The organism is Stenotrophomonas sp. STEN035, from assembly GCF_056759935.1.
In genome coordinates, this window is the sequence record NZ_JBRRDY010000009.1 from 116510 (window position 1) to 138657 (window position 22148).

Consider the following 22148-nt stretch of genomic DNA (forward strand, 5'->3'; position numbering starts at 1 on the left):
CACGGCTTATTCGTAGCGGATATCGGCGTTATAGCTTTCGCCACCGGGTTGGCCATCAGCGCCCAGGCTGATCAGGTCAAACGGACGTCCCTCGCCCGGCACCCGGTACTGCACCGGATTGCCCCATGGATCATTGAACTCGGCCGGCTTGGAGTACGGGCCCAGCCAACCAGCCACACCGGCGGGCTGGGTAGACAGATCCTCCAACTTGCCCGGCAAGCGGCCGGTGTCGAGTTTGTAGTTCTCCACCTTGCTGGCCAGGGTCTGGATCTGGGTCTTGCCGAGATTGGCCTTGCCACGATCGGCGCCGCCCAGCACGCGACTGCCGACCAGGGTCAGCACAGCACCAATCAGCACGATGACGATGATGATTTCCAACAAGCTCATGCCGGCTTGGCGTGCGCGTGACATGGGTTGTTTCAGGGTTCGCCTCATTTCTTCATCCTTCGCAAAAACTCGGGGATTAACCGATGGCATTGGTCAGGTCATACAGCGGCACCAGCACCGCGATGATGACCACGCCCACCACCGACGCCAACAACAAGGTGATCACCGGCACCAGCGCCGCCAGCATGCGGTCGATGGCGCGGGCACTTTCCTGCTCAAAGGTGTCGGCAGTCTTGAGCAGCATGCTTTCCAGCGTGCCGGACTCTTCGCCAACCTGGATCATCTGCAGGGCCAAGCGCGGAAAGCGCCCATTGCGGCCCAGCGACGAAGCCAAGCCGGCACCGTTCTTCACTGCTTCTGCGGCCTCGCTCACATCCGCGACCAGGGCACGGTTGCCGAGCACATTGCGGGCAATACCCAGCCCAGCCAGCAATGGCACGCCATTGCGCAACAAGGTGCCAAGCGTGCGCGCAAGCCGTGCGCTCTCCAGCTTGGCGACCAGTCCACCAATCATCGGCCGCTTCAACAGCCAGGTATCAAATGCCAGTCGGAATACCGGGTCGCGCCGCTTGCGCTCCACCCACAGCAGCAACAGCGCCGGCACCACGACGAAAACCAACCAGCCCTTGCGTACCAGCAGGCCAACCTCCAGCACCGCGCGGGTAAACCATGGCAGGGTCACATCCAGGCTCTGGTACATCAGCGAGAACTGCGGCACCACATAGCCAAGCAGGAACAACAAGGCCAAGCCGACCACTACCAGCAGGATGGCCGGATAGATCAGGGCGTTGATGACCCGCCCCTTCAATTCCTGGCTGCGTTCGAGATAGTCCGCCAGGCGTTGCAGGGTTTCGTGCAGGCTGCCGCCAGCTTCGCCAGCGCGCACCATGTTCACGTACAGCCGCGAGAACAGGCCGTGCTGGCGTTCCAACGCCTGCGACAGTGGCGCACCGCCACGCACGCTGTCACGGATGTCGGCAATCACCCGTTGCGAGCGCTGGTCTTCCGGTGTTTCCATCAGGATCGACAAGGCACGGTCCAGGGGCTGTCCGGCGCTCAACAAGGTCGCCAGCTGCTGGGTGAACTGCACCAGCGCGGCGCCGGCAAACGGACGCTGCCGCCATTGCTTCCAACCACCGCCCTCGAAGGCCGAACCGGTGGCCGGCTTGGCTTCCACCGGCAGGTGGCCCTGTTCCTGCAGGCGCGTGATCACCTCGCCTTCGCTGGCTGCATCCATCTGCCCTTCGAGCAGGTCGCCACGGGCATCCAGCGCCTTGTAACGGTAACGCGGCATCAGCTGCGCCGCTCCGGGTGGACGCGATGGCTCATGCGTCCTCCGTCACCCGCAGCACTTCTTCCAACGTGGTTTCGCCACGCAGTGCTTTGCCGATGCCATCTTCGTACATGGTGCGCATGCCGGCCTTGCGTGCGATCTGTTCGATCTCGCCCATGACGGCCTTGCGCATCACCGCATTGCGCAGCGCATCGTCCATCACCAGGAATTCAACGATGGTGGTGCGGCCGAGGTAACCGGTCGGCGCCAGCGCCGATGGCTGCGCGCGGTAGAGATGGATGTCGCCCTGCGGCTGGAAGCGGCGCAGGCCGAAGCGCTCGATCTCTTCTTCCGACGCGCGGTAGCGCAGCGCATGGGTCGGCTCCAACCTGCGCACCAGACGCTGGGCGAGGATGCCGTTGATGGTGGAGGTGAGCAGATAGTCTTCCACGCCCATATCCAGCAGACGGGTGATGCCACCGGCGGCGTTGTTGGTATGCAGAGTGGACAGCACCAGATGGCCAGTAAGTGCGGACTGGATGGCGATGCGTGCGGTCTCCAGATCACGCATTTCGCCGATCATGATGATATCCGGGTCCTGGCGCACGATGCTGCGCAGAGCGTTGGCGAAATCCAGCCCGATCTGCGGCTTGGCCTGGATCTGGTTGATGCCTTCCAGCTGGTATTCCACCGGGTCTTCGACGGTGATGATCTTGACCTTGTCGGTATTGAGCTGGTTCAACGCGGTGTACAGCGTGGTGGTCTTGCCCGATCCGGTGGGGCCGGTGACCAACAGGATGCCGTGCGGCTGCTCCAATACCTTACGGAACTGCGGGAGGAAATCCTCGCTGAAGCCAAGCCTCTGGAAATCAAATACCACCGCTTCGCGGTCAAGCAGGCGCATCACCACGCTTTCGCCATGTGCGGTCGGCATGCTGCTCACGCGCAGGTCCAGCTCCTTACCCTGTACCCGCAGCATGATGCGGCCATCCTGCGGCAGGCGACGCTCGGCGATATTGAGCTTGGCCATGATCTTGATGCGGCTGATCACCGCCGCAGTGAGATTGACTGGCGGGCTTTCGCCATCGACCAGCACGCCATCAACGCGGTAACGCACCTTCAAGCGGCTCTCGAACGGCTCCACGTGAATATCCGATGCGCGCAGCTCCACCGCACGCTGGATCAACAGATTGACCAGGCGGATGACCGGCGCCTCGGAGGCCAGGTCGCGCAGATGCTCGATATCGTCCAGCGGCGCGAGCTCGCCATCGGTGGTTTCCAGGATGGTCCCCATCGCGGTACGTCCCTGTCCGTACCAACGCTCGATCAACTCATCCACCTCGCTGCGCACACCAACTACCGGCGCAACCTCGCAACCGGTAGCCAAGCGGATCGCATCGATCGCGTAACCGTCCTGTGGATCGGCCATCCACAGCAGGATGCGGCCACGCTGCTCGCCCAGCGGCAGTACCAGGAACTGCTTGAGGAAGCGCAGCGGCACCGGCTCGGCGCCTTCCACCAACTCCGGCGGGTGTTCGGGCAGCTCGCGGGCGGCCAGCAGGCGCAGCCCCAAAACCTTGGCGCAGACTTCGGCATGGTCGCGCTCGGACACCAACCCCAACCTGGCCAGCAGTACCAGCAGGTCGCCGCCGGATTCACGCTGCAACTGGCGTGCGCGCTGAAGGTCAGCTTCCTTCAGCCGGCCCTGCACCAACAGCTCGGTGACGATGCGATCGGCAGGTGATGGCGCAAGTTGGGCGTCGTGGGCTACCGCGTTCACGCAATCCTCCTGTGTTGGCCGAACTTTAGCAGTTCGCACCCCCAGGTCGTGCACATGAACCTGCATTACAGGCAAAAAGAACCCCGGCAATGCCGGGGTTCCAAAGTGGTGCAGACGGTCAGAACTACTGACGGGCAACCAGACTCACACCGCTGTAGGAGCTCGCCCCGACCAGCGTGACGTAATAGGTACCCGCCTGCGGCGTGTTGAAGCGCACCGTTTCGCTGTTTCCGGCACGGGTCGACTTGGCGTCAAAGGCAGTGCTGCTGGCCACCGCGTCGAAGCGGACGTAGACCGATACATCACCGGTACCACCGTAGGTCATGAAGGTCAGCACCTTGCCAGCCTCGGCCTGGAAGCTGTAGACCGCTTCGCTGCCACCACTGCCGGCTACACCGGTCACCGCAACCTTGTTGACCAAGGGTGTTGCGTCCGGACCGCATTGCTCCACGTTGGGATCGCACGGCGGCGTGGTGGCCTTGACCAATGCGGCATTGATGTTGAGGATGCCGGCGCCGATCGGAGTGGAAGCCGGGATCGCCACCGGGAACGGCGTGGCGGTCTTTTTCAACAGATCACGCATCTGGTTCAGGGTCAGCGGCGTATCAACCACGCTTTGCACCATTGCCACGGCAGCAGCCACGTGCGGCGATGCCATCGAGGTGCCGCCCTTGCCACCGAGGATCCAGTTGCCGGTTTCCGGCCCTTGATCACCGCCGTTGATCACCTGCCAGATGTAGCCGTTCGGGTTGCCATCGACACCGCCACCACCGCCCGGTGCAGCCAGATCCACGCGTGCACCGTAGTTGGAGTAATAGGCGCGCGCGCCGGTAACGCCGGTGGCGCCCACGCTGATCACGTTGTTGCACGAGGACATGGTGTAGCTGCCGGCATTGGCGTTGTCGTTGCCTGCGGCAACCACCACGATAGCGCCCTTGCTGTTGGCCAGATCAATGGCTTCCTGGTACTCGCTCGGGCAAGCCGCGGGAGAGCCGCTGCCCAAGCTCATATTGATGACTTCGGCAGGATTGGCGTTGAGCGGCAACCCAGGCACTTCACCACCTGCTGCCCAGATGATGCCGTCGGAAATATCACTACCAAAACCACCACATGAGCCGAGCACGCGGACCGGCACTACCTTGGCCTTGTAGGCAAGCCCAGCCAGGCCCCTGCCGTTGTTGGTTTCCTGGGCGATGGTGCCGGAGACGTGGCTGCCATGCCAGGAACTGGTATCGGCCGCATGCGAGCCGCCGGTAGCCCAACCGGTGCAGTAGTTGGCTTCGACCCAATCACCTATATCCCAGCCACCCGGCACGCGCGCATCACTGTCGCGGCGCGACACCCGCTTATCGCTGATCATGTCGTAGCCGGGGACGACATTGTTCTGCAGGTCCGGATTGCCCTGGGTAATGCCGGTATCAATCACCGCCACCACCACGCCCTCGCCCTGCGAAACATCCCATGCCTGCGGCGCGCGTACGCCAGCGACCGCGTTGAAGAAGTTCCACTGGTACTGCGCGTAGTTGGGGTCGGTTGGGACCATCGACGGTGCGACGTCGGCCATGCGCTGGTACATGCGATCGATATCGGCACGCTCCACCGCCGGATTGGCCTTGAGCTCACGGACAAAGTCCGCTGCCTCCTGCGCATTGAGCGCACGCGAGGTCTTGATCACGTTCCAGCCTGGCGCGCCCATACGGCGCAGCAACGCTGCCTCGACCGCAGGTTGGGCTGCAACGCGGGCGGTCTTTGCCACCACGCGGTCCAACCCGGCGCGCGAAGCCGCTGCACCCAGGCCACGATTGAGCGTTGCCGTATCACGCAGCTCGCTGGTACCGGCCCGGTATTTCACCACGAACCGATAACCACCACTGGTATTCACCGTGGACGAACTCAGACCACTCACCTTTGCAGGTCCAATTTCTGCAGCAGATGCGGCAGGCACGCCGATCGAAGCCATCAGTACGACGCTGGCAACCGCCAAACCAAGCTGGGTCTTCTTCTTCATGTCGGATCTCTCGTCTTGATAGAACAGGGATGGAACCTCAACGCTGCATCGCTTTGCCGTCCTGGCTCGTAGCGGCCGGGCTGCGGGGGCAGCACGACCGTTGACGATGAACCTGGAAGCCCCCGCCGCAGCAGGCGGGGGCAAAACCAAACCGCTTACCAACCGAAGCCAGCGCCCACGCCCACCGAGCTGTCATCACTGGTGAAGGCACCACCAAAGGTGACAGTGGCGCGATCACTGATGGCACGCTGGTAGCCCAGCGACAGCGCCGATTCGCCCCCCTGGTAGCCGACACCCACGCCGACCCGGTTCTGCGTGCGTACACCGGCAGCACTGGTGGCCATGTTCAGCATGGCTGCGCTCATCGCACCTTGACGGTCGAGGCGGCGATCAACATGACGCAGACGCTTGTCGATATCGCCACGGAACACGTCGAAGCTGTCGGCCATGCTGCTGAACTTGGTATCGGTATAGCTATTGGCCGCAGTGATGCCTCTATCCAACTGCGCCTTGTTGACTGCATCGGTGGCCTGCGTACCTGCGGCAACGCTGGTGATCTGCCGCTCGTGGCCGCTGCTGCCAACCGATACGCTGTTGGCGCGATCCGCAATCGATCCCTGTCCCAAAGCGACGGCACCAGCTGCGGTGACGCTGGAGCCTTGGCCAATCGCTGTTCCCGAGGCGACACTGACCGTGGCGCCTTCACCCATCGCCACCGCATTGGTGGCCACCGCAGCGATGCTGGTATTGGCCCCTACCGCGGTGCTGCCGTCAGCGTTGACGCGGGAGTTGCTGCCGATCGCGGTATCGTTCGGGCCATGTGCATAGCTGTTATTGCCGATGGCACTACCCGCTACGTTGTTGGCCTTGGCCTGTTCGCCCAGCGCTACGCCACTGCCCGTAGTCGCTTCTCGCGGCCCATTGCCGTTGCCATTGCCGTTGCCATTGCCGTTGCCATTTCCGTTCCCGCTGCCGTTTCCATTGCTGGCGATACGGTTGTTGAGGGAGGTCACCTGGCCATCGAGCGCCGACAACGCGGCACCCACATTGTTGTAGCTGGCCCCCTGGATGACGTAGGTCGGGGCAACAAACATACCCTGCATGCCAACGCCGGCACCGCCGCCAAGGAAGCTGGCCATATTGCCCAACGACTGGAACAGTTGCCCGCCATTGATGGCCTGCATGCTGCCAGCAGCAATGGCACCAGCTGCCACATTGTCCAAGGTTGTTCCCTGCACGCCCGCCAGGGTCAGCTTGTCGCGGCTGGCATCGTCGTAGGTCACCGCGTTGGCGGTCACGCCCTCGATACTGCCGATACGACCGTCGATGTCGGTAACGCGGGTTTCCACTGCGCCGACACGCTGGTTGGTGACATGCAGCTGGCCGCCGGTCACCGCATCGCTGCTACCTTCGGCGATACGACCAGCACCGACATTGACGATGCGACGGGTTGCTGGCCCATTGGTCCCGTTGCCGCCCCCCACCGACACCACATTGGCCTCGACTGCACGCGAGCCTGCGCCCAATGCCACCGAATTGGCACCGGAGACGCCGGCACCTGCACCGATCGCAACGCTGTTGATCCCGTTGCTGGCAAACGCGCCATAGCCGATGGCGACGCCGTTGGCTGCGGTGATCGAGGTTTGCCGGCCGAGTGCAGTGCTGTTGCTGGCCTTCGCTGCGGCATCCGCACCCACCGCGGTTGCCCCATTGGCACTGGCGGTGCTGGAAGCACCCAACGCGGTGCTGCGCTCGGAACTGGCAAGTGCTGCCGAGCCTGAAGCGACTGCATTGGTGCCACTGGCAGTCGCCACGCCATCGCCGGTCGCCCGGAAGTACTTGTTGGTCTCCCCAGCGACGCCAGCCACGGCATCCAGCTGCGACTTGTTGACTGCATCGGTTGCTTCGGTACCGGCCGCGACGTTGGTGATCTGACGCTCTGCACCTGTATCGCCCACCGATACCGCGTTATCACGACTGGCCACCGAACCGGCGCCCAAGGCAACCGCATTTTTGCCACTGGCCTCACTACCCATACCAATCGCGGTGGTGCGCTGGCCAACTGCCCAGGCATTGGCACCAACTGCAGTCGCGTCATCGCCAAACGCCCAGCTGCCGCTGCCAATGGCTACCGCATTGGTCGCGCCAATGCCGAAGAAGCCAAAACCGGTCTCGGCACCATCACCAATCGCCAGACTGCCTTCGCCCAATGCTGAAGCATTCCGGCCGACGGCAACATTGCCATCTTCATACGCGGCTGCGTTGTAGCCGACTGCGGTGCTGCCAGCTCCTTCGGCATAGCTCTGCGAACCGGTCGCGGTGCTGTAGTTGCCAAGTGCATTGGCCACCGCACCGCTGGCGGTGGACTGATCACCCTTGGCATAGGCACCGACACCGGTTGCGGTGGCGGCGAAGCCTTCGGCATTGGCGCTGGCGCCCAGCGCGGTACCGCCGACACCGGCACTGGTGGCACCGGTCTGCACCGGCGCACCGCCTACGTTGATCAGCGGATCACCATTCGCATCCACCGCATTGCCACCCACGGCCACCGCACCCGGTCCCATCGCCTGCGCATTCTGGCCAAACGCGGCTGCGTTCTGGCCACTGGCCAAAGCGTTCATGCCGACTGCAGTTGCACCATCAGCCACTGCATTAGCGCCGCTGCCGAAGGCCGATGCGCCATTGCCAATCGCGTTGGTCGCCTCACCTGAGGCGGTTGCGTTGTCGCCCTCGGCATAGGCACCCGCATCACTGTCGGCGCTGCCGGTGGCCTTGAAGTACTTCGCCGTGGTCTGGCCTTCCGCAGCCACCGCAGCCACTTCATCGAGCTGGTCCTTGTTGACCGCGTCGGTGCCCTCGGTACCGGCGGCCACATTGGTGATCTGCCGTTCGGCACCTGCATCACCCACCGACACCGTGTTGTCGCGGCCGGCAATCGAACCTGCACCCAGCGCCACCGAGTTGGTGGCACCGGCTTGTGCTCCCGTACCAATCGCCGTGCTCTGCTGACCGAAGGCCCATGCATTGGCGCCAACCGCGGTAGCATCGTCACCGAAGGCCCAGCTACCGCTACCAATGGCGACTGCATTGGTCGCACCGATGCCGAAGAAACCAAAACCAGTTTCGGCACCATCACCGATCGCCAGACTGCCCTCACCCAGTGCAGAAGCGTTGCGACCAACGGCAACATTGCCGTCCTCATAAGCCGCCGCGTTGTAGCCCACCGCCGTCGTGCCCACGCCCTCCGCGTAGCTCTGCGAACCGGTGGCGGTACTGAAATTACCCACCGCATTGGCAACTGCGCCGCTGGCGGTGGACTGATCACCCTGCGCCCACGCACCGACACCGGTTGCGGTGGCGGCGAAGCCAGCGGCATTGGCACTCGCACCGAGCGCGGTGCCACCGACACCGGCACTGGTGGCACCGGTCTGCACCGGCTCGCCGTTGGAGGTGATCAACGGATCGCCATTTTCATCTACGGCATTGCCACCCACCGCCACCGCGCCCGGGCCGGTGGCCTGTGCGTTCTGACCGAAGGCCGCTGCATTCTGACCGCTGGCTACTGCATTCATGCCGATTGCTGCCGCACCGCTGGCCAAGGCATAGGCGCCGTTGCCGATCACGATGGCGCTTTCACCGCTGGCCACGCTGTTGCTGCCCAGTGCGATTGCGTTGTCACCATCGACCAAGTTGGCGAAGCCAAACGCGCTGCTGTTGGCGCCGTCCACCTGGTTGAAGTTACCGAACGCCGAACTGTTGCTGCCGTTGGCAGTATTCACATAGCCGACGGCGCTGGAGTAATCACCGGCGGCAACGTTGTAGCTGCCCACTGCGGTGCTCTGTGCACCGGAGGCCTCCGAGCCAACACCGGCGGCGGTAGCACCATCACCGCTGGCGACCGCATCGTCGCTGCCGTCGGCCGCGCCGTTTGCCTTGAAGTAACGCCCGGCCAGCAATGCACCTTCGGCTGCAGCATTGAGCTGATCGACGTTGACTGCATCGGTGCCTTCGGTACCAGCAGCCACATTGGTGATTTGCCGCTCGGCACCAACATCGCCCACCGACACCGTGTTGTCGCGACCGGCTATCGAGCCTGCTCCCAGCGCCACCGAGTTGGTGGCACCTGCTTCGGCGCCGGTGCCGATGGCGGTGCTCTGCTGACCAAAGGCCCAGGCATTGGCACCAACAGCGGTTGCATCGTCACCGAACGCCCAGCTACCGCTGCCGATGGCCACTGCGTTGGTTGCGCCGATGCCAAAGAAGCCGAAGCCGGTCTCGGCGCCGTCACCAATCGCCAGACTGCCCGCGCCAAGTGCGGAGGCATTGCGGCCTACGGCGACATTGCCATCTTCATACGCCGCTGCGTTGTAACCGACTGCTGTGGTGCCTGCACCTTCGGCATAGCTCTGCGAACCGGTCGCGGTGCTGTAGTTGCCAAGTGCATTGGCCACCGCACCGCTGGCGGTGGACTGATCACCCTTGGCGTAGGCACCGACACCGGTTGCGGTGGCGGCGAAGCCTTCGGCATTGGCGCTGGCACCCAGCGCGGTACCACCGACGCCGGCGCTGGTAGCACCGGTCTGCACCGGTTCACCACCCACATTGATCAGCGGATCACCATTTGCATCCACTGCGTTGCCACCCACGGCCACCGCACCCGGACCCATTGCCTGCGCATTCTGGCCAAACGCGGCTGCGTTCTGGCCACTGGCCAAGGCGTTCATGCCGACTGCGGTTGCGCCATCAGCCACGGCATTGGCACCACTGCCGAAGGCCGATGCGCCATTGCCAATCGCATTGGTGGCTTCACCGGCGGCAGTGGCGTTGTCGCCCTCTGCATAGGCGCCGGCATCGCTGTCGGCGCTGCCGGTGGCGGTGAAGTACTTGCTGGTGTTGCCAGCTACCGCGGCCACTTCATCCAGCTGGTTCTTGTTGACCGCGTCGGTACCTTCGGTGCCGGCGGCAACATTGGTGATCTGGCGCTCGCTGCCCACATCACCCACCGACACGCTGTTCTCACGGTCGGCCCAGGAGTTGGCACCGATGGCGACACTGTTGGCCGCCTCGGCCACGGCACTCTGGCCCAGTGCGGTGGAGTTGTCCGCATCAGCCCAGCTGTTGAAGCCAATAGCGGTTGCGTACTCGCCCACCGCCCAGGCACCGTTGCCGAATGCCGCTGTTCCAGTGCCGGAAGCCTTGGTGCTGATGAAGCCACCGAAGGTGGTACCGCCGACCGCCGTCGATTCCTCGCCCGAGGCGATCGCCGATTCGCCGACCGCGGTGGTGCTCACTGCCGATGCCGACGCGCCCAGGCCCATTGCAACGCCATAGTCACCACTGGCCTCGGCGCCGTAACCGACGGCCGAGGCGAGATCGCCGGAGGCAACCGCATAGCTGCCCACTGCGGTGGTGCCACGACCGCTGGCCTCGGCACGGAAACCGTTTGCAAGCGCCTGCTGACCGGAGGCCACCGACTGCGCACCCTGTGCCGTGGCGAAGGCACCCGAGGCTTCCGCACCTTCGCCGAAGGCACTGCTGCCCTCGCCGCTGGCAACGCTGCCGGTGCCGACAGCGATCGCATCATCGGCATCTGCCAATGCGCCGTCACCGATCACCACGCTGCCATCACCGCTGGCGACGCTGTTGCTACCCAACGCAATCGCATTGGCACCATCGACCAGGTTGCCCATGCCGAATGCGCTGCTGTTCTCGCCATCCACCTGGTTGAAGTTGCCGACTGCCGAGCTGTTGGTGCCGTTGGCGGTATTCACGTAACCAAGCGCACTGGAGTAATCGCCGGCAGCGACGTTGTAGCTGCCCACCGCCGTGCTCTGCGCACCGCTGGCCAGCGAACCGACACCGGCGGCGGTCGCACCATCGCCGCTGGCTACCGCGTCGTCACTGCCATCGGCCGCACCATTGGCCTTGAAGTAGCGGGCCGTCAGCTCCGCCCCTTCAGCGACAGCGTTGAGCTGATCTACGTTGACCGCATCGGTGCCTTCGGTACCGGCAGCGACATTGGCGATCTGGCGATCTACGGCTGCGTGGACGACGCCAGCTGAGTCGGTCCATTCCTGCGCAGCACCGACCGAGACCGTGTTGGCACGGTCAGCGAAGGAACCGGCACCGAGTGCGACGCTGTTCTGTGCGTCCTTGCTGGTCCAGGCATTGGAACCCAGCACCACCGCGTTCTGCGCCTGTGCATAGCTGTTGTAGCCAACGACGGTGGCGCCATCCTCGGTCGCCCACGCCTCCGCACCCAGCGCGGTGGTGTGCTTGGCTTCAGTAACGCTGTAGAAATCCTGACCGGCCATCGAGTTGAAGCCGACCGCGACGCCGAGTTCACCGGTGCTGGCATTGTTGCCGACAGCAACGCCGGTCAAGCCTGCGCGCGCCTGCACACCGAAAGCCGCACCTGCGATATCCGCAATTGCGCCCTGGCCAACTGCAGTGGCCACATCGGCCGCCTCGGCAAACGTGCCGACCGCCGTGCCGAAGAAAGTTGCATACGCACCGCTGCCGACAGCGACCGCCTGCCAGTCATCCGCAGTGGCGCCGAATCCCATCGCAGTAGCCTGGCGACCGGTTGCCCACGCCGAGGTCCCGATGGCGGTAGCAGCAAAACCCGCAGCTTTGGCATCGGTGCCGATGGCAGCAGAGAACAGGCCCTGCGCATTGGCACCGGCACCGATGGCCATGAAGGCACCTTCGCTGACCGAGGCATCGGTACCAATGGCAATGCTGTCTGCGTTCTCCGCGTTTGCATTCATACCCAATGCGACGCTGCCGGAACCGGTTGCCAGCGCATTGGTGCCGACCGCAACACTGTTGTCAGCCAAGGCATTGGCGCCGGTACCGTAAGCCGATGCGCCATTGCCGATGGCGTTGGCAGCCTCACCGGCAGCGGTAGCGCTATCGCCTTCCGCATAGGCACCGGCATCGCTGTCGGCGCTGCCGGTTGCCTTGAAGTATTTGCTGGTGTTTTCAGCGATCGCTGCGACCCCGTCCAGCTGCGACTTGTTCACCGCATCGGTGTCTTCGGTACCGGCAGCAACATTGGTGATCTGGCGTTCGCTGCCAACATCACCCACCGACACGCTGTTCTCGCGGTCTGCCCAGGAATTGGCACCAATGGCGACGCTGTTGACCGCTGCCGCGGTGGCGCTCTGGCCAAGCGCGGTGGAGTTGTCAGCATCGGCCCAGCTGTTGAAGCCAATCGCTGTGGCGTACTCACCTATCGCCCACGCGCCATTGCCGAATGCCGACGCGCCGGTGCCCGACGCCTCGGTGCTGATGAAGCCACCGAAGGTAGTGCCGCCGACCGCAGTGGATTCTTCACCCGAAGCGATCGCCGATTCGCCTACCGCCGTGGTGCTGGTAGCCGACGCGGAAGCGCCCAGACCCATCGCAACACCGTAGTCACCACTGGCATCAGCGCCATAGCCCACTGCCGAAGCAAGGTCACCGGAGGCGGAGCTGTAGGCGCCCAGCGCAGTGGTGCCGCGGCCACTGGCATCGGCACGGAAACCATTTGCCGTTGCCTGCTGCCCGGAAGCGAGCGCCTGGCTGCCCTGCGCGGTTGCAAAGGCACCCGAGGCTTCAGCATCACTGCCAACCGCCGTGCCGCCTTGCTCGCTGGCCGCACTGCGTGAGCCCACGGCGGTCGCATCATCGGCTGCCGCATAGGCGCCATCACCGATCACCACACTGCCATCACCACTGGCGATGCTGTTGCTGCCCAGCGCAATCGCATTGTCACCATCGACCAGGTTGCCCATACCGAAGGCGCTGCTGTTGGCACCATCAACCTGGTTGAAATTGCCGACGGCCGAACTGTTCTCACCGTTGGCGGTATTTACATAGCCCACCGCGCTGGAATAGTCACCGGCAGCCACGTTGTAGCTGCCCACCGCTGTGCTTCCCACACCACTTGCCAGTGAGCCGACACCCGCAGCCATCGCACCTTCGCCGCTGGCCACCGCATCATCGCTGCCATCGGCAGCACCATTGGCCTTGAAGTAGCGGCCGGCCAATAGCGCGCCGTCGGCAGCCGCGTTGAGTTGATCGAGGTTTACCGCATCAGTACCGGCAGTACCGGCGGCAACATTGCTGATCTGGCGTTCGTTGCCAGCCGAGCCTACTGACACTGTGTTGGCACGATCAGCGATGGAGCCTGCGCCCAGCGCCACGCTGCCTGCGGCCGAGGCCACTGTTCCAGCGCCGATGGCGACTGCATTCGTACCTGAGGCATCGGCACTGCTGGCGATAGCGCAATCCACCAAGGTCGCACTGCCGAGCACGATGCACTGCGCGTTGCCGCCAACCTCCACCGACTGTGCCTGTGCCGCTGTTACCCAGGCACTCGCTCCTAGACCCAACGCAACGGCAACCGACAAGGCTTGCAGGCGCAACCCGGCGCTATGCCGCTCATCCATGACCACACCGGCCGAGCTGGACGATGCCAACTCCGACGCCACCACCAACTGCCCCAATGCCTTGTTCCATACCTTGCGGTAGATCCGGTTCATCGCTGCTGCTCCTCAAGTGGACGGGTTTTTTCGCTTGCAGAAAACCCCATCGCTGGACTGGCGAGCCCAACGATCCCCCTGTGGTGTTGTGGTCCCGGTCCCGGTACAGCTGGGCACGTGAGGCTCACGCCTGTCGCGGTCTACCCCCCTTGTTCCATACCTGTCGGGTGACTACGGGATGGATGGAGTCTTAATCGACGATTCATGTTTCGTCAAATTTTTGGCCCGAAAACTTTTTTTGTGAGGAGCCACACAAATCTCTCAATTTAGTGAGATCTTCAAAAAAATTACTTCTGAAACAGTTGCCTAGTCGTGACTGCCTGCAGAGACATCAATTGCAGCCACTCGAAAGATGAAGGCGTTAATCTTCCTGCAGGCATTGGGCCGCGGGCCTTTGGCTCATTTCGACGTGCCCGCAGAACAAATGGATTCATCTTCCTTAAAAGCTGGGAACAGTTGCATTGCAACACGGCCAGTTGCGCCAGCAGCTACGCGCAAGAGAGCAAATGGGTCCCACAGAAACGTCAGGTTGCCGGCGGACGTTACTGACAGAGATTTGAGGTACCCCTCGCAGGCGGAACGGATAGGATCGCTGCGGCCACAGATGCGATGGCCGCCTCACGGCGCGGAATGCCGGCCCTTGCGGTACTTCCAATCCATCCGCTTGCGGAGCGCTCCGCGCTCCTGCTTTCGGGTACAGCCGAGCAGCTGGACACGAATCGGGGCCCCACAACGAAGAAGCCCGCAGGCGTTGGCCTGCGGGCTTCTTCAGACTTCAATGTACGGCAATGAACTTCCGGCGGCTTCGCCTGTTCAGCCGCACCATACTCTTGCGTTGCGGAACATCCGCAGCCACGGCGAATCTTCGCCCCAGCTGCTCGGTGCCCAGCTCAGGTTGACCGTGCGCGGGGTGCGTTCCGGGTGCGGCATCAGAATGGTGACGCGGCCATCGCTGGTGGTCAGGCCAGTGATGCCGTCGGGCGAACCGTTCGGATTCAGCGGGTACTGGGTGGCAACGCGGCCATCACCATCGACGTAGCGCAGCGCGATGCTGGCTGCCGCCTGGTCCACCGCGCTATCGAACTCGGCACGACCTTCGCCATGTGCCACGGCCACCGGCAGGCGCGAGCCGGCCATGCCACGCAGCAGGATCGACGGCGACTCGACGATCTCCAGCAATGCAGTGCGCGCTTCGAACTGCTCGCCGGCATTGCGCAGGAACTTCGGCCAGTGTTCGGCACCGGGAATGATGTCCTTGAGCTGGCTCATCATCTGGCAACCATTGCACACGCCCAGCGCGAAGGTATCCGGGCGCGCAAAGAAGGCCGCGAAGGCCTCACGCAGCGCCGGACGTTCGAGGATGGAGGTTGCCCAGCCGCGGCCTGCACCGAGCACGTCGCCGTAGCTGAAACCACCGCAGGCAGCGATGCCGCGGAAGTCACCCAGCTGCACGCGGCCTTCGATCAGGTCGCTCATGTGCACGTCGTAGGCGTCGAAGCCGACGCGCTCGAAGATGTTGGCCATTTCAATCTGGCCATTGACGCCCTGCTCGCGCAGGATCGCCACCTTCGGCCGTGCGCCGCTGGCGATGAACGGTGCGGCGACGTCGTCGGCCGGATCAAATGCCAGCTTCGGCTTCAAGCCCGGCGCGTTGAAGTTGCGCGCAATCGCACGCTCCTGGTCAGCCGCATCCGGGTTGTCACGCAGCTTCTGCATGGCGTGGGTGACCGACCACCAGGCATCGAACAATTCTTCCCAGCGCCATTCCACCACGCTGTCGCCGGCCAGCTGCACGCGCACTACCGGTGCGGTGGTCGGGCGGGCGATGCGCTGTGCGCATTCGGTCAGTGCGTGGCGTTCGACCAGGTCGGCGAACGCGGCGCGGTCTTCCTTGGCGATCTGCACCACGGCGCCCAGCTCTTCGTTGAACAGGCTGCGGAACGGATCATCGCCCCAGGCATCGAGCACGATGTCCAGGCCCATGCGCGAGGCGAATGCCATTTCGCACAACGCGGCGAAAGCACCGCCGTCGCTGCGGTCGTGGTAGGCCAGCAACAGGCCGGACTCACGTGCATCGCAGATCAGTTCAAAGAACGCACGCAGGCGCTGCGGGTCGTCCAGATCCGGCACGTCACCGGCAAACGCCGGCAGCGCGCTGTGATCGGCCTGGGTCTGCGCCAGGATCGAACCACCCAGACGCTGCTTGCCAGCGCCCAAGCCAATCAACCACAGCTCACTTTCGGTTTCGCGGTCGAGCAGCGGCGTGAGCTGCTGGCGGGCATCGCTGACCGGGGCGAACGCGGTGATCACCAGCGATACCGGCGACACCGACTTCTCAGCCTGGCCATCGGCCTGCCACTGCGCCTGCATCGACAGCGAGTCCTTGCCCACCGGGATGCTGATATCCAGCTGCGGGCACAGTTCCATGCCCACGGCCTTGACGGCGTCGTAAAGCAGCGCGTCTTCGCCGTTGTGGCCGCAGGCGGCCATCCAGTTGGCCGACAGCTTGACCGTATCCAGCGCGGTCACCGGTGCGGCACACAGGTTGGTGATGGCTTCACCCACCGCCATGCGTGCCGATGCAGCGGCGTTCAACAGTGCCAGCGGGGTGCGTTCACCCAGCGACATCGCTTCGCCGGCATAGGTATCGAAACCGGCCAGGGTGATCGCAACATCGGCCATCGGCAGCTGCCACGGGCCGATCATCTGCTCGCGCGCGGTCAGGCCACCGACGCTGCGATCACCGATGGTGACCAGGAAGCTCTTCGAAGCGACGGTCGGGTGTGCAAGCACACGCAGACCGGCGTCATGCAGGTCGATGCCGCCGGTCTTCAGCGACGGCCAGCGCGGCGCCGGCGGATGCACGGTGTCGCGGTGCATCTTCGGCGCCTTGCCGAACAGCACGTCCATCGGCAGGTCGATAGGTGCATCGGCCGGGGTATTGCCCGGGGTCGCGCCATAGGCAACGACCAAGTGCTCCTCCGCCGTTGCAACGCCGACGGCGGCGAACGGGCAGCGTTCGCGCGCGCAGATGGCGGCGAATTCGGCCAGGCGCTCCTGCGCCACGCCGAGTACATAACGTTCCTGCGACTCGTTGCACCACAGCTCCAGCGGCGACAGCGAGGGATCGTCGGTGGGCACCTTGCCTAGGTCGATCACGCCACCGACGTTGGAGTCGTGCAGCAGTTCAGGAATGGCGTTGGACAGGCCACCGGCGCCGACGTCGTGGAAGAACTTGATCGGGTTGTTCGTGCCCATGGCCACGCAACGATCGATCACTTCCTGACAGCGGCGTTCCATTTCCGGGTTGTCGCGCTGCACGCTGGCGAAGTCGAGGTCTTCGGCGCTCTCGCCCGAGGCCACCGACGAGGCCGCACCACCGCCCAGGCCGATCAACATCGCCGGGCCGCCGAGCACGATCACCGCATCGCCCGCCTGCAGCTGCAGCTTCTCAACCTGCACGCGATCAATCGCACCCAGGCCGCCAGCCAACATGATCGGCTTGTCGTAGGCGCGGGTGATGCCGTCTTCCGGCAGTTCGAAACTGCGGAAGTAACCAAGCAGGTTCGGACGACCGAATTCGTTGTTGAACGCGGCGCCGCCGAGCGGGCCGTCGAGCATGATGTCCAAGGCCGGCGCCATGCGCGGGTTCAGCGCGCGCGGCGCTTCCCACGGCTGCGGCAGGGTCGGGATGCGCAGGTGCGAGACCGAGAAGCCGGTCAGGCCAGCCTTGGGCTTGCCGCCGCGACCGGTGGCACCTTCGTCGCGGATCTCGCCACCGGCGCCGGTCGCGGCACCCGGGAACGGGGCGATCGCGGTCGGGTGGTTATGCGTTTCCACCTTGATCTGGAACGCGCTGGGCACCACCGCTTCGCTGCGGTACTTGCCGGTGGCCGGGTCCGGGCGATAGCGCGCGGCCGGTTCACCTTCGATCACCGCGGCATTGTCGCTGTACGCGCTGAGCGTGTGCTGCGGGGTCTGCTGGTGGGTGTTCTTGATCATCTTGAACAGCGAGCGGTCCTGCTCGTTGCCATCGATGGTCCAACTGGCGTTGAAGATCTTGTGCCGGCAATGCTCGGAATTGGCCTGCGCGAACATCATCAGCTCGACGTCTGACGGATCCCGGCCAAGCTCACTGTAACGCTGGCGCAGATAGTCGATCTCGTCATCGGCCAGGGCCAGACCGAGGCGCTTGTTGGCGCCTTCCAGATCATCCAGGGCGATGCGCTCCAGGCTGCCCCGGCCGACATTGTTGAACAACGCCTGGGCCTGGTCGATGTCTTCCAGCAGCGACTGCGTCATCGGATCGTGCAGCAGCTTGGCCAGTGCGGCCTGTTGCGCCGGATCAGTCGGCCAGCCGCTCAGGTCGATGCGGGTACCGCGCTCGACGCGCTGGATCGGCAGGCCGGCGCCACGCACCAGCTCGGTGGCCTTGCTCGACCACGGCGATAGCGTGCCCAGGCGTGGCACCACGTAGCGCGAGATCGCGCCATCAGCGCGCTCGGCGGCCTGTGGCTGGCCCTGCAGGATGCGGCCCAACGTGGTCTGGTCGACCGCGCCGGCATCGGCAGCTTGGGTGAAATAGACGTGCCAGGCACCGGTGATGCGCAGATCGGCGGCAATGGACTGCAGGCGGGATTCAAGACGTTCGCGGCGGAACGGCGAAAGGGCAGCTGCGCCCTCGAGGACGATCATGTCCGGGAGACCATGGTGGGAATCGGCCCGCGATTGTACCGGACTCGGCCGCCCCAAGCCTCTGTACCCCGGCTACCGGAAGTCCTCAGGGATGACGCGGTTCACACCGACAGGCCCGTGCGCGGGGCAAACCACGCCACCGGTTTCAACCCCTTTATCCTCGACCAGCCGGCAACAGCTGCCGGTGCGGCGGCCCCTTCCGGGCCCCAAAAATACTCCCCAGACGGTCCAAGACCGGGCGTTGCTGCGCCCGTCCTGCCGAAGGCGTGCCCAAACACGCCGCCCCACCCACAAGGAGAACCCCATGAAGGACCATTCCGCAGGCCGTTGCCGGCCCCCGCTCACCCTTCGCCAAAGACGGCTGCGCTGGGCGCTGGCGCTGGTTCTGGCGCCCGCTTGCGCCGTATCCACAGCCCAGGCTGCCGACTGCACGGACGTCAAGTCGTGGATGGGAACCACGATCTACCAGCCCGGCCACACCCTGCAGAAGGACGGCGTGCTCTATCGGGTTCGGCAGACAATCTGGAACGCCCCGCCGGATCATCCCGCCGGCCGGCGCTACTACGACAACCTCGGCCGCTGCGACGGCGGCGCGCCGGTAGCCAACCAGCCACCGCAGGTCCGTATCACCTCACCCACCGCTGGCAGCACGTTCAGCGCCGGCAGCGGCATTACCTTGAGCGCGGACGCGTCCGACAAAGATGGCAGTGTCCGCAAGGTCGAGTTTTTCCGCAACGGCGTGCCACTGGGCAGCGTCGGCAGCGCGCCCTACCGCCTGACCTGGCATAACGCCGCAGCAGGCAGCCATCTGCTCAGCGCCATCGCCACCGACGACCGCAACGCCAGCACCACCTCGGCCACGGTCAACGTGACCGTCAGCGCGGCGGACAAGGACAGCACCGCGCCGTCGATCCCGGATGGGCTCAGCGTGCAGTCGCGCACCACGACCAGCATTGCATTGCGCTGGAACGCAGCCAGCGACAACCCCGGCGGTAGCGGCATCGCCGCCTATGACCTGTATCGAGACGGCAGCCAGATCGCCTCGCTCACCGGCACCCTGCATACCGACACCGCGCTGACCCCAGCCACCGTCTACCGCTACGCCGTGCGCGCCCGCGACAAGGCGGGCAACGCCTCACCAAACAGCCCCATCGTCAGCGCAAGCACCTTGGCCGAGGACAGCGGCGGCGGCGGAGAACCAGGAGAACCCGGCACCCCGAGCACCAGCGGCAAACGCGTCATCGGTTATTTCACCCAATGGGGCATCTATGGCCGCAACTACCGCGTCAAGAACATCGACAGCAGCGGTTCGGCGGCGCGCCTGACCCACATCAACTACGCCTTCGGCAATGTCCGCAACAACCGTTGCGAAGTCGGCATCACCCAGGCCGCTGATCCAGCCAGCGGCGCTGGCGGCGACGCCTATGCCGATTACACCCGCAGCTTTGGCGCCAGCGAAAGCGTCAGCGGTATCGCCGACCAATGGAACCAGCCGCTGCGCGGCAACTGGAACCAGCTCAAGCAGCTCAAGGCCAAGCACCCGCAGCTGAAGACGCTGATCTCGCTGGGCGGTTGGACCTGGTCACGCGGTTTCTCCAATGCCGCACGCGCGGAGAACCGCCAGGCCTTTGTCGCCTCCTGCATTGACGCCTACATCAAGGGCAATCTGCCGTTCACCGACCATGCCGGCGGCAAAGGGGTAGCTGCAGGCGTGTTCGATGGCATCGACATCGATTGGGAGTATCCGGCAGCCTGCGGCCTGGGCTGCGGCACGCCGGCCGACCGCGACAACTTCTCCGCGCTGTTGGCCGAGTTCCGCCGCCAGCTGGACGCGGTGCGCCCTGGGCTGCTGCTGACCGTGGCGGTGGGAGCCGGCATCGACAAGATCCGACCGACCGACCCGGCCGCCTATCACCGCCATCTGGATTTCATCAATGTGATGACCTATGACTTCCACGGTGCCTGGGCCGGCACCACCAACCACCACACCGCCCTGTTCCACTCCCCGGCAGATCCTTCAACCGGCGACGCCGCCCTGTACAACAGCAACGACGCCATCGAGGCCTATCTGCAGCGCGGCGTGCCTGCGGCCAAGTTGAACCTCGGCGTCGGCTTCTACGGCCGTGGCTGGACCAATGTAGCGCGCACCAACAACGGTCTGTACCAGAGCGGGCGGCCAGCAGCCGGCAAATACGAGGCCGGCATCGAGGACTGGAAGGTGCTGAAGAACCTCGGCTGGCCGGTGTATACCGACCCGCTTGCGCAGGCGTCGTGGCTGTATGACGGCAACACCTTCTGGAGCGTGGACACCCCGGAGATGCTTGGCCGCAAGATGGCCTACGTCAAAGCCCAGGGGCTGGGCGGCGCGTTCTTCTGGGAGTTCAGCGGTGACGATGCCCAAGGCACCTTGGTCAACAGTGTCAGCGCCGGCCTGAAGTAGGCAGCTGCCAAAACCACAACGCCCCTCTCGTTGCCGGGAGGGGCGTTGTCTGTTCAAGCATTGGCAAACGACGCTATCAGCGGCTGCCGCCGCCTTCCATGCGGTCCAGCGTGGCCTTCAGCTGTGCCGGCGGCAGGTAGCCGCCGAGCTGGCTGCCATCGGCAGCAAAGATCGCCGGGGTACCGTTGATACCCAGCTGCTGGCCAAGGTTGTACTGCATGGCCACCGGGTTGGTGCAGTTCCTGGACGGCACCGGCTGGCCGGACTTGGCAGCGGTCAGCGCGGCCTTGCGGTCGCTGGCACACCAGACCGAGATCATGTCGGTGGCGTCCTTGCTGGCCAGGCCCATGCGCGGGAACGCCAGGTATTCGACGGCGATGCCGTTGCGATTCAGCTCGGCGATGTCCTGGTGCAGCTTGCGGCAGTAACCGCACTCGATATCCGTGAACACGCTGATGGTGTGCTTGGCGTTCGGCGGCGCAAATACGATGCGGTCCGCGTGCGGCAGCGTCTGCAACAGGTTGCGGCGGTAAGCCAGCAGGCCGGGGCTGGTGGCCTGGCCCTTCTTCTCGATGTCATAGGGCGTGCCTTGAAGCAGATAGCGACCGTCATCGGTCACGTACAGCACCTGCCCGGACACCAGCACCTCCCGGAAACCCGCAAACGGTGCTGCGCCGATGTATTCCGGCTTGAGGTTTGGATCCAGCTGCTTGAGGGCATCGCGCACCTGCTTTTCGACTGCGGCATCGGCCGGCGAGGCGGCGGCACTGGCAGCGGCTTTGGGTGCTGCGGGCTGTTGCGCGCAGGCGGTAAGGCTGAGCGCGCCAAACAGCGCGGCAATGGCAAATCGGAACATGGCGGCCCATCGAAAGAGAACAGCCGGATTCTCGCACACCGCCCGAATCAGTGTGGGAGCGGGGGGGGCCCGCCCGGGCCGCCGGGCGGGGCCCGCCCCCGCCCCGCCGCGGGCGGGGCCGGCGGCGTGGGGGGGGGGCGCGGGGCGCGCGCGCCGCCCCCCGCGCCGGCGGCGGGTGCGC

Annotated in this window: 8 protein-coding genes; 1 reads left to right on the plus strand and 7 read right to left on the minus strand. The window is 64.7% G+C overall.

The features are described from left to right. Positions 1–6 precede the first annotated feature (6 nt). From gspG to purL, 6 genes are all read right to left on the minus strand, one after another. Positions 7–435, minus strand: coding sequence for a type II secretion system major pseudopilin GspG (gene gspG, locus ACVOLL_RS06950; protein WP_481512236.1), 429 nt, complete (start codon positions 433–435; stop codon positions 7–9). A gap of 28 nt (positions 436–463) precedes the next feature. Further along, positions 464–1681, minus strand: a complete 1218-nt coding sequence (gene xpsF / locus ACVOLL_RS06955) for a type II secretion system protein XpsF (protein WP_481512237.1) — start codon at positions 1679–1681, stop codon at positions 464–466. 31 nt (positions 1682–1712) lie between these two features. Then, positions 1713–3440: a type II secretion system ATPase GspE gene (gene gspE, locus ACVOLL_RS06960; protein WP_481512238.1), complete on the minus strand. Its 1728-nt coding sequence runs from the start codon at positions 3438–3440 to the stop codon at positions 1713–1715. Positions 3441–3564: 124 nt separating this feature from the next. After that, positions 3565–5448, minus strand: coding sequence for a S8 family serine peptidase (locus tag ACVOLL_RS06965; RefSeq protein WP_481512239.1), 1884 nt, complete (start codon positions 5446–5448; stop codon positions 3565–3567). A gap of 155 nt (positions 5449–5603) precedes the next feature. Further along, entirely contained in the window at positions 5604–13976 is an 8373-nt protein-coding gene (locus ACVOLL_RS06970; protein WP_481512240.1) for an ESPR-type extended signal peptide-containing protein, read from the minus strand. An 813-nt stretch (positions 13977–14789) separates the two neighbouring features. After that, the gene (gene purL, locus ACVOLL_RS06975) at positions 14790–18671 is read right to left on the minus strand and encodes a phosphoribosylformylglycinamidine synthase (protein WP_481512241.1); all 3882 of its coding nucleotides are present in this window, start codon (positions 18669–18671) and stop codon (positions 14790–14792) included. 304 nt (positions 18672–18975) lie between these two features. On the opposite strand from purL, the gene ACVOLL_RS06980 reads away from it, so the two are divergent. Further along, on the plus strand, positions 18976–21111 hold the full coding sequence (locus ACVOLL_RS06980; RefSeq protein WP_481512242.1) for a glycosyl hydrolase family 18 protein: 2136 nt from the start codon (positions 18976–18978) through the stop codon (positions 21109–21111). A 76-nt stretch (positions 21112–21187) separates the two neighbouring features. Here the strand turns inward: ACVOLL_RS06980 and ACVOLL_RS06985 are convergent, their stop codons facing one another. After that, positions 21188–21967, minus strand: coding sequence for a DsbC family protein (locus ACVOLL_RS06985; protein ID WP_481512243.1), 780 nt, complete (start codon positions 21965–21967; stop codon positions 21188–21190). Between the last annotated feature and the right edge of the window lie 181 nt (positions 21968–22148).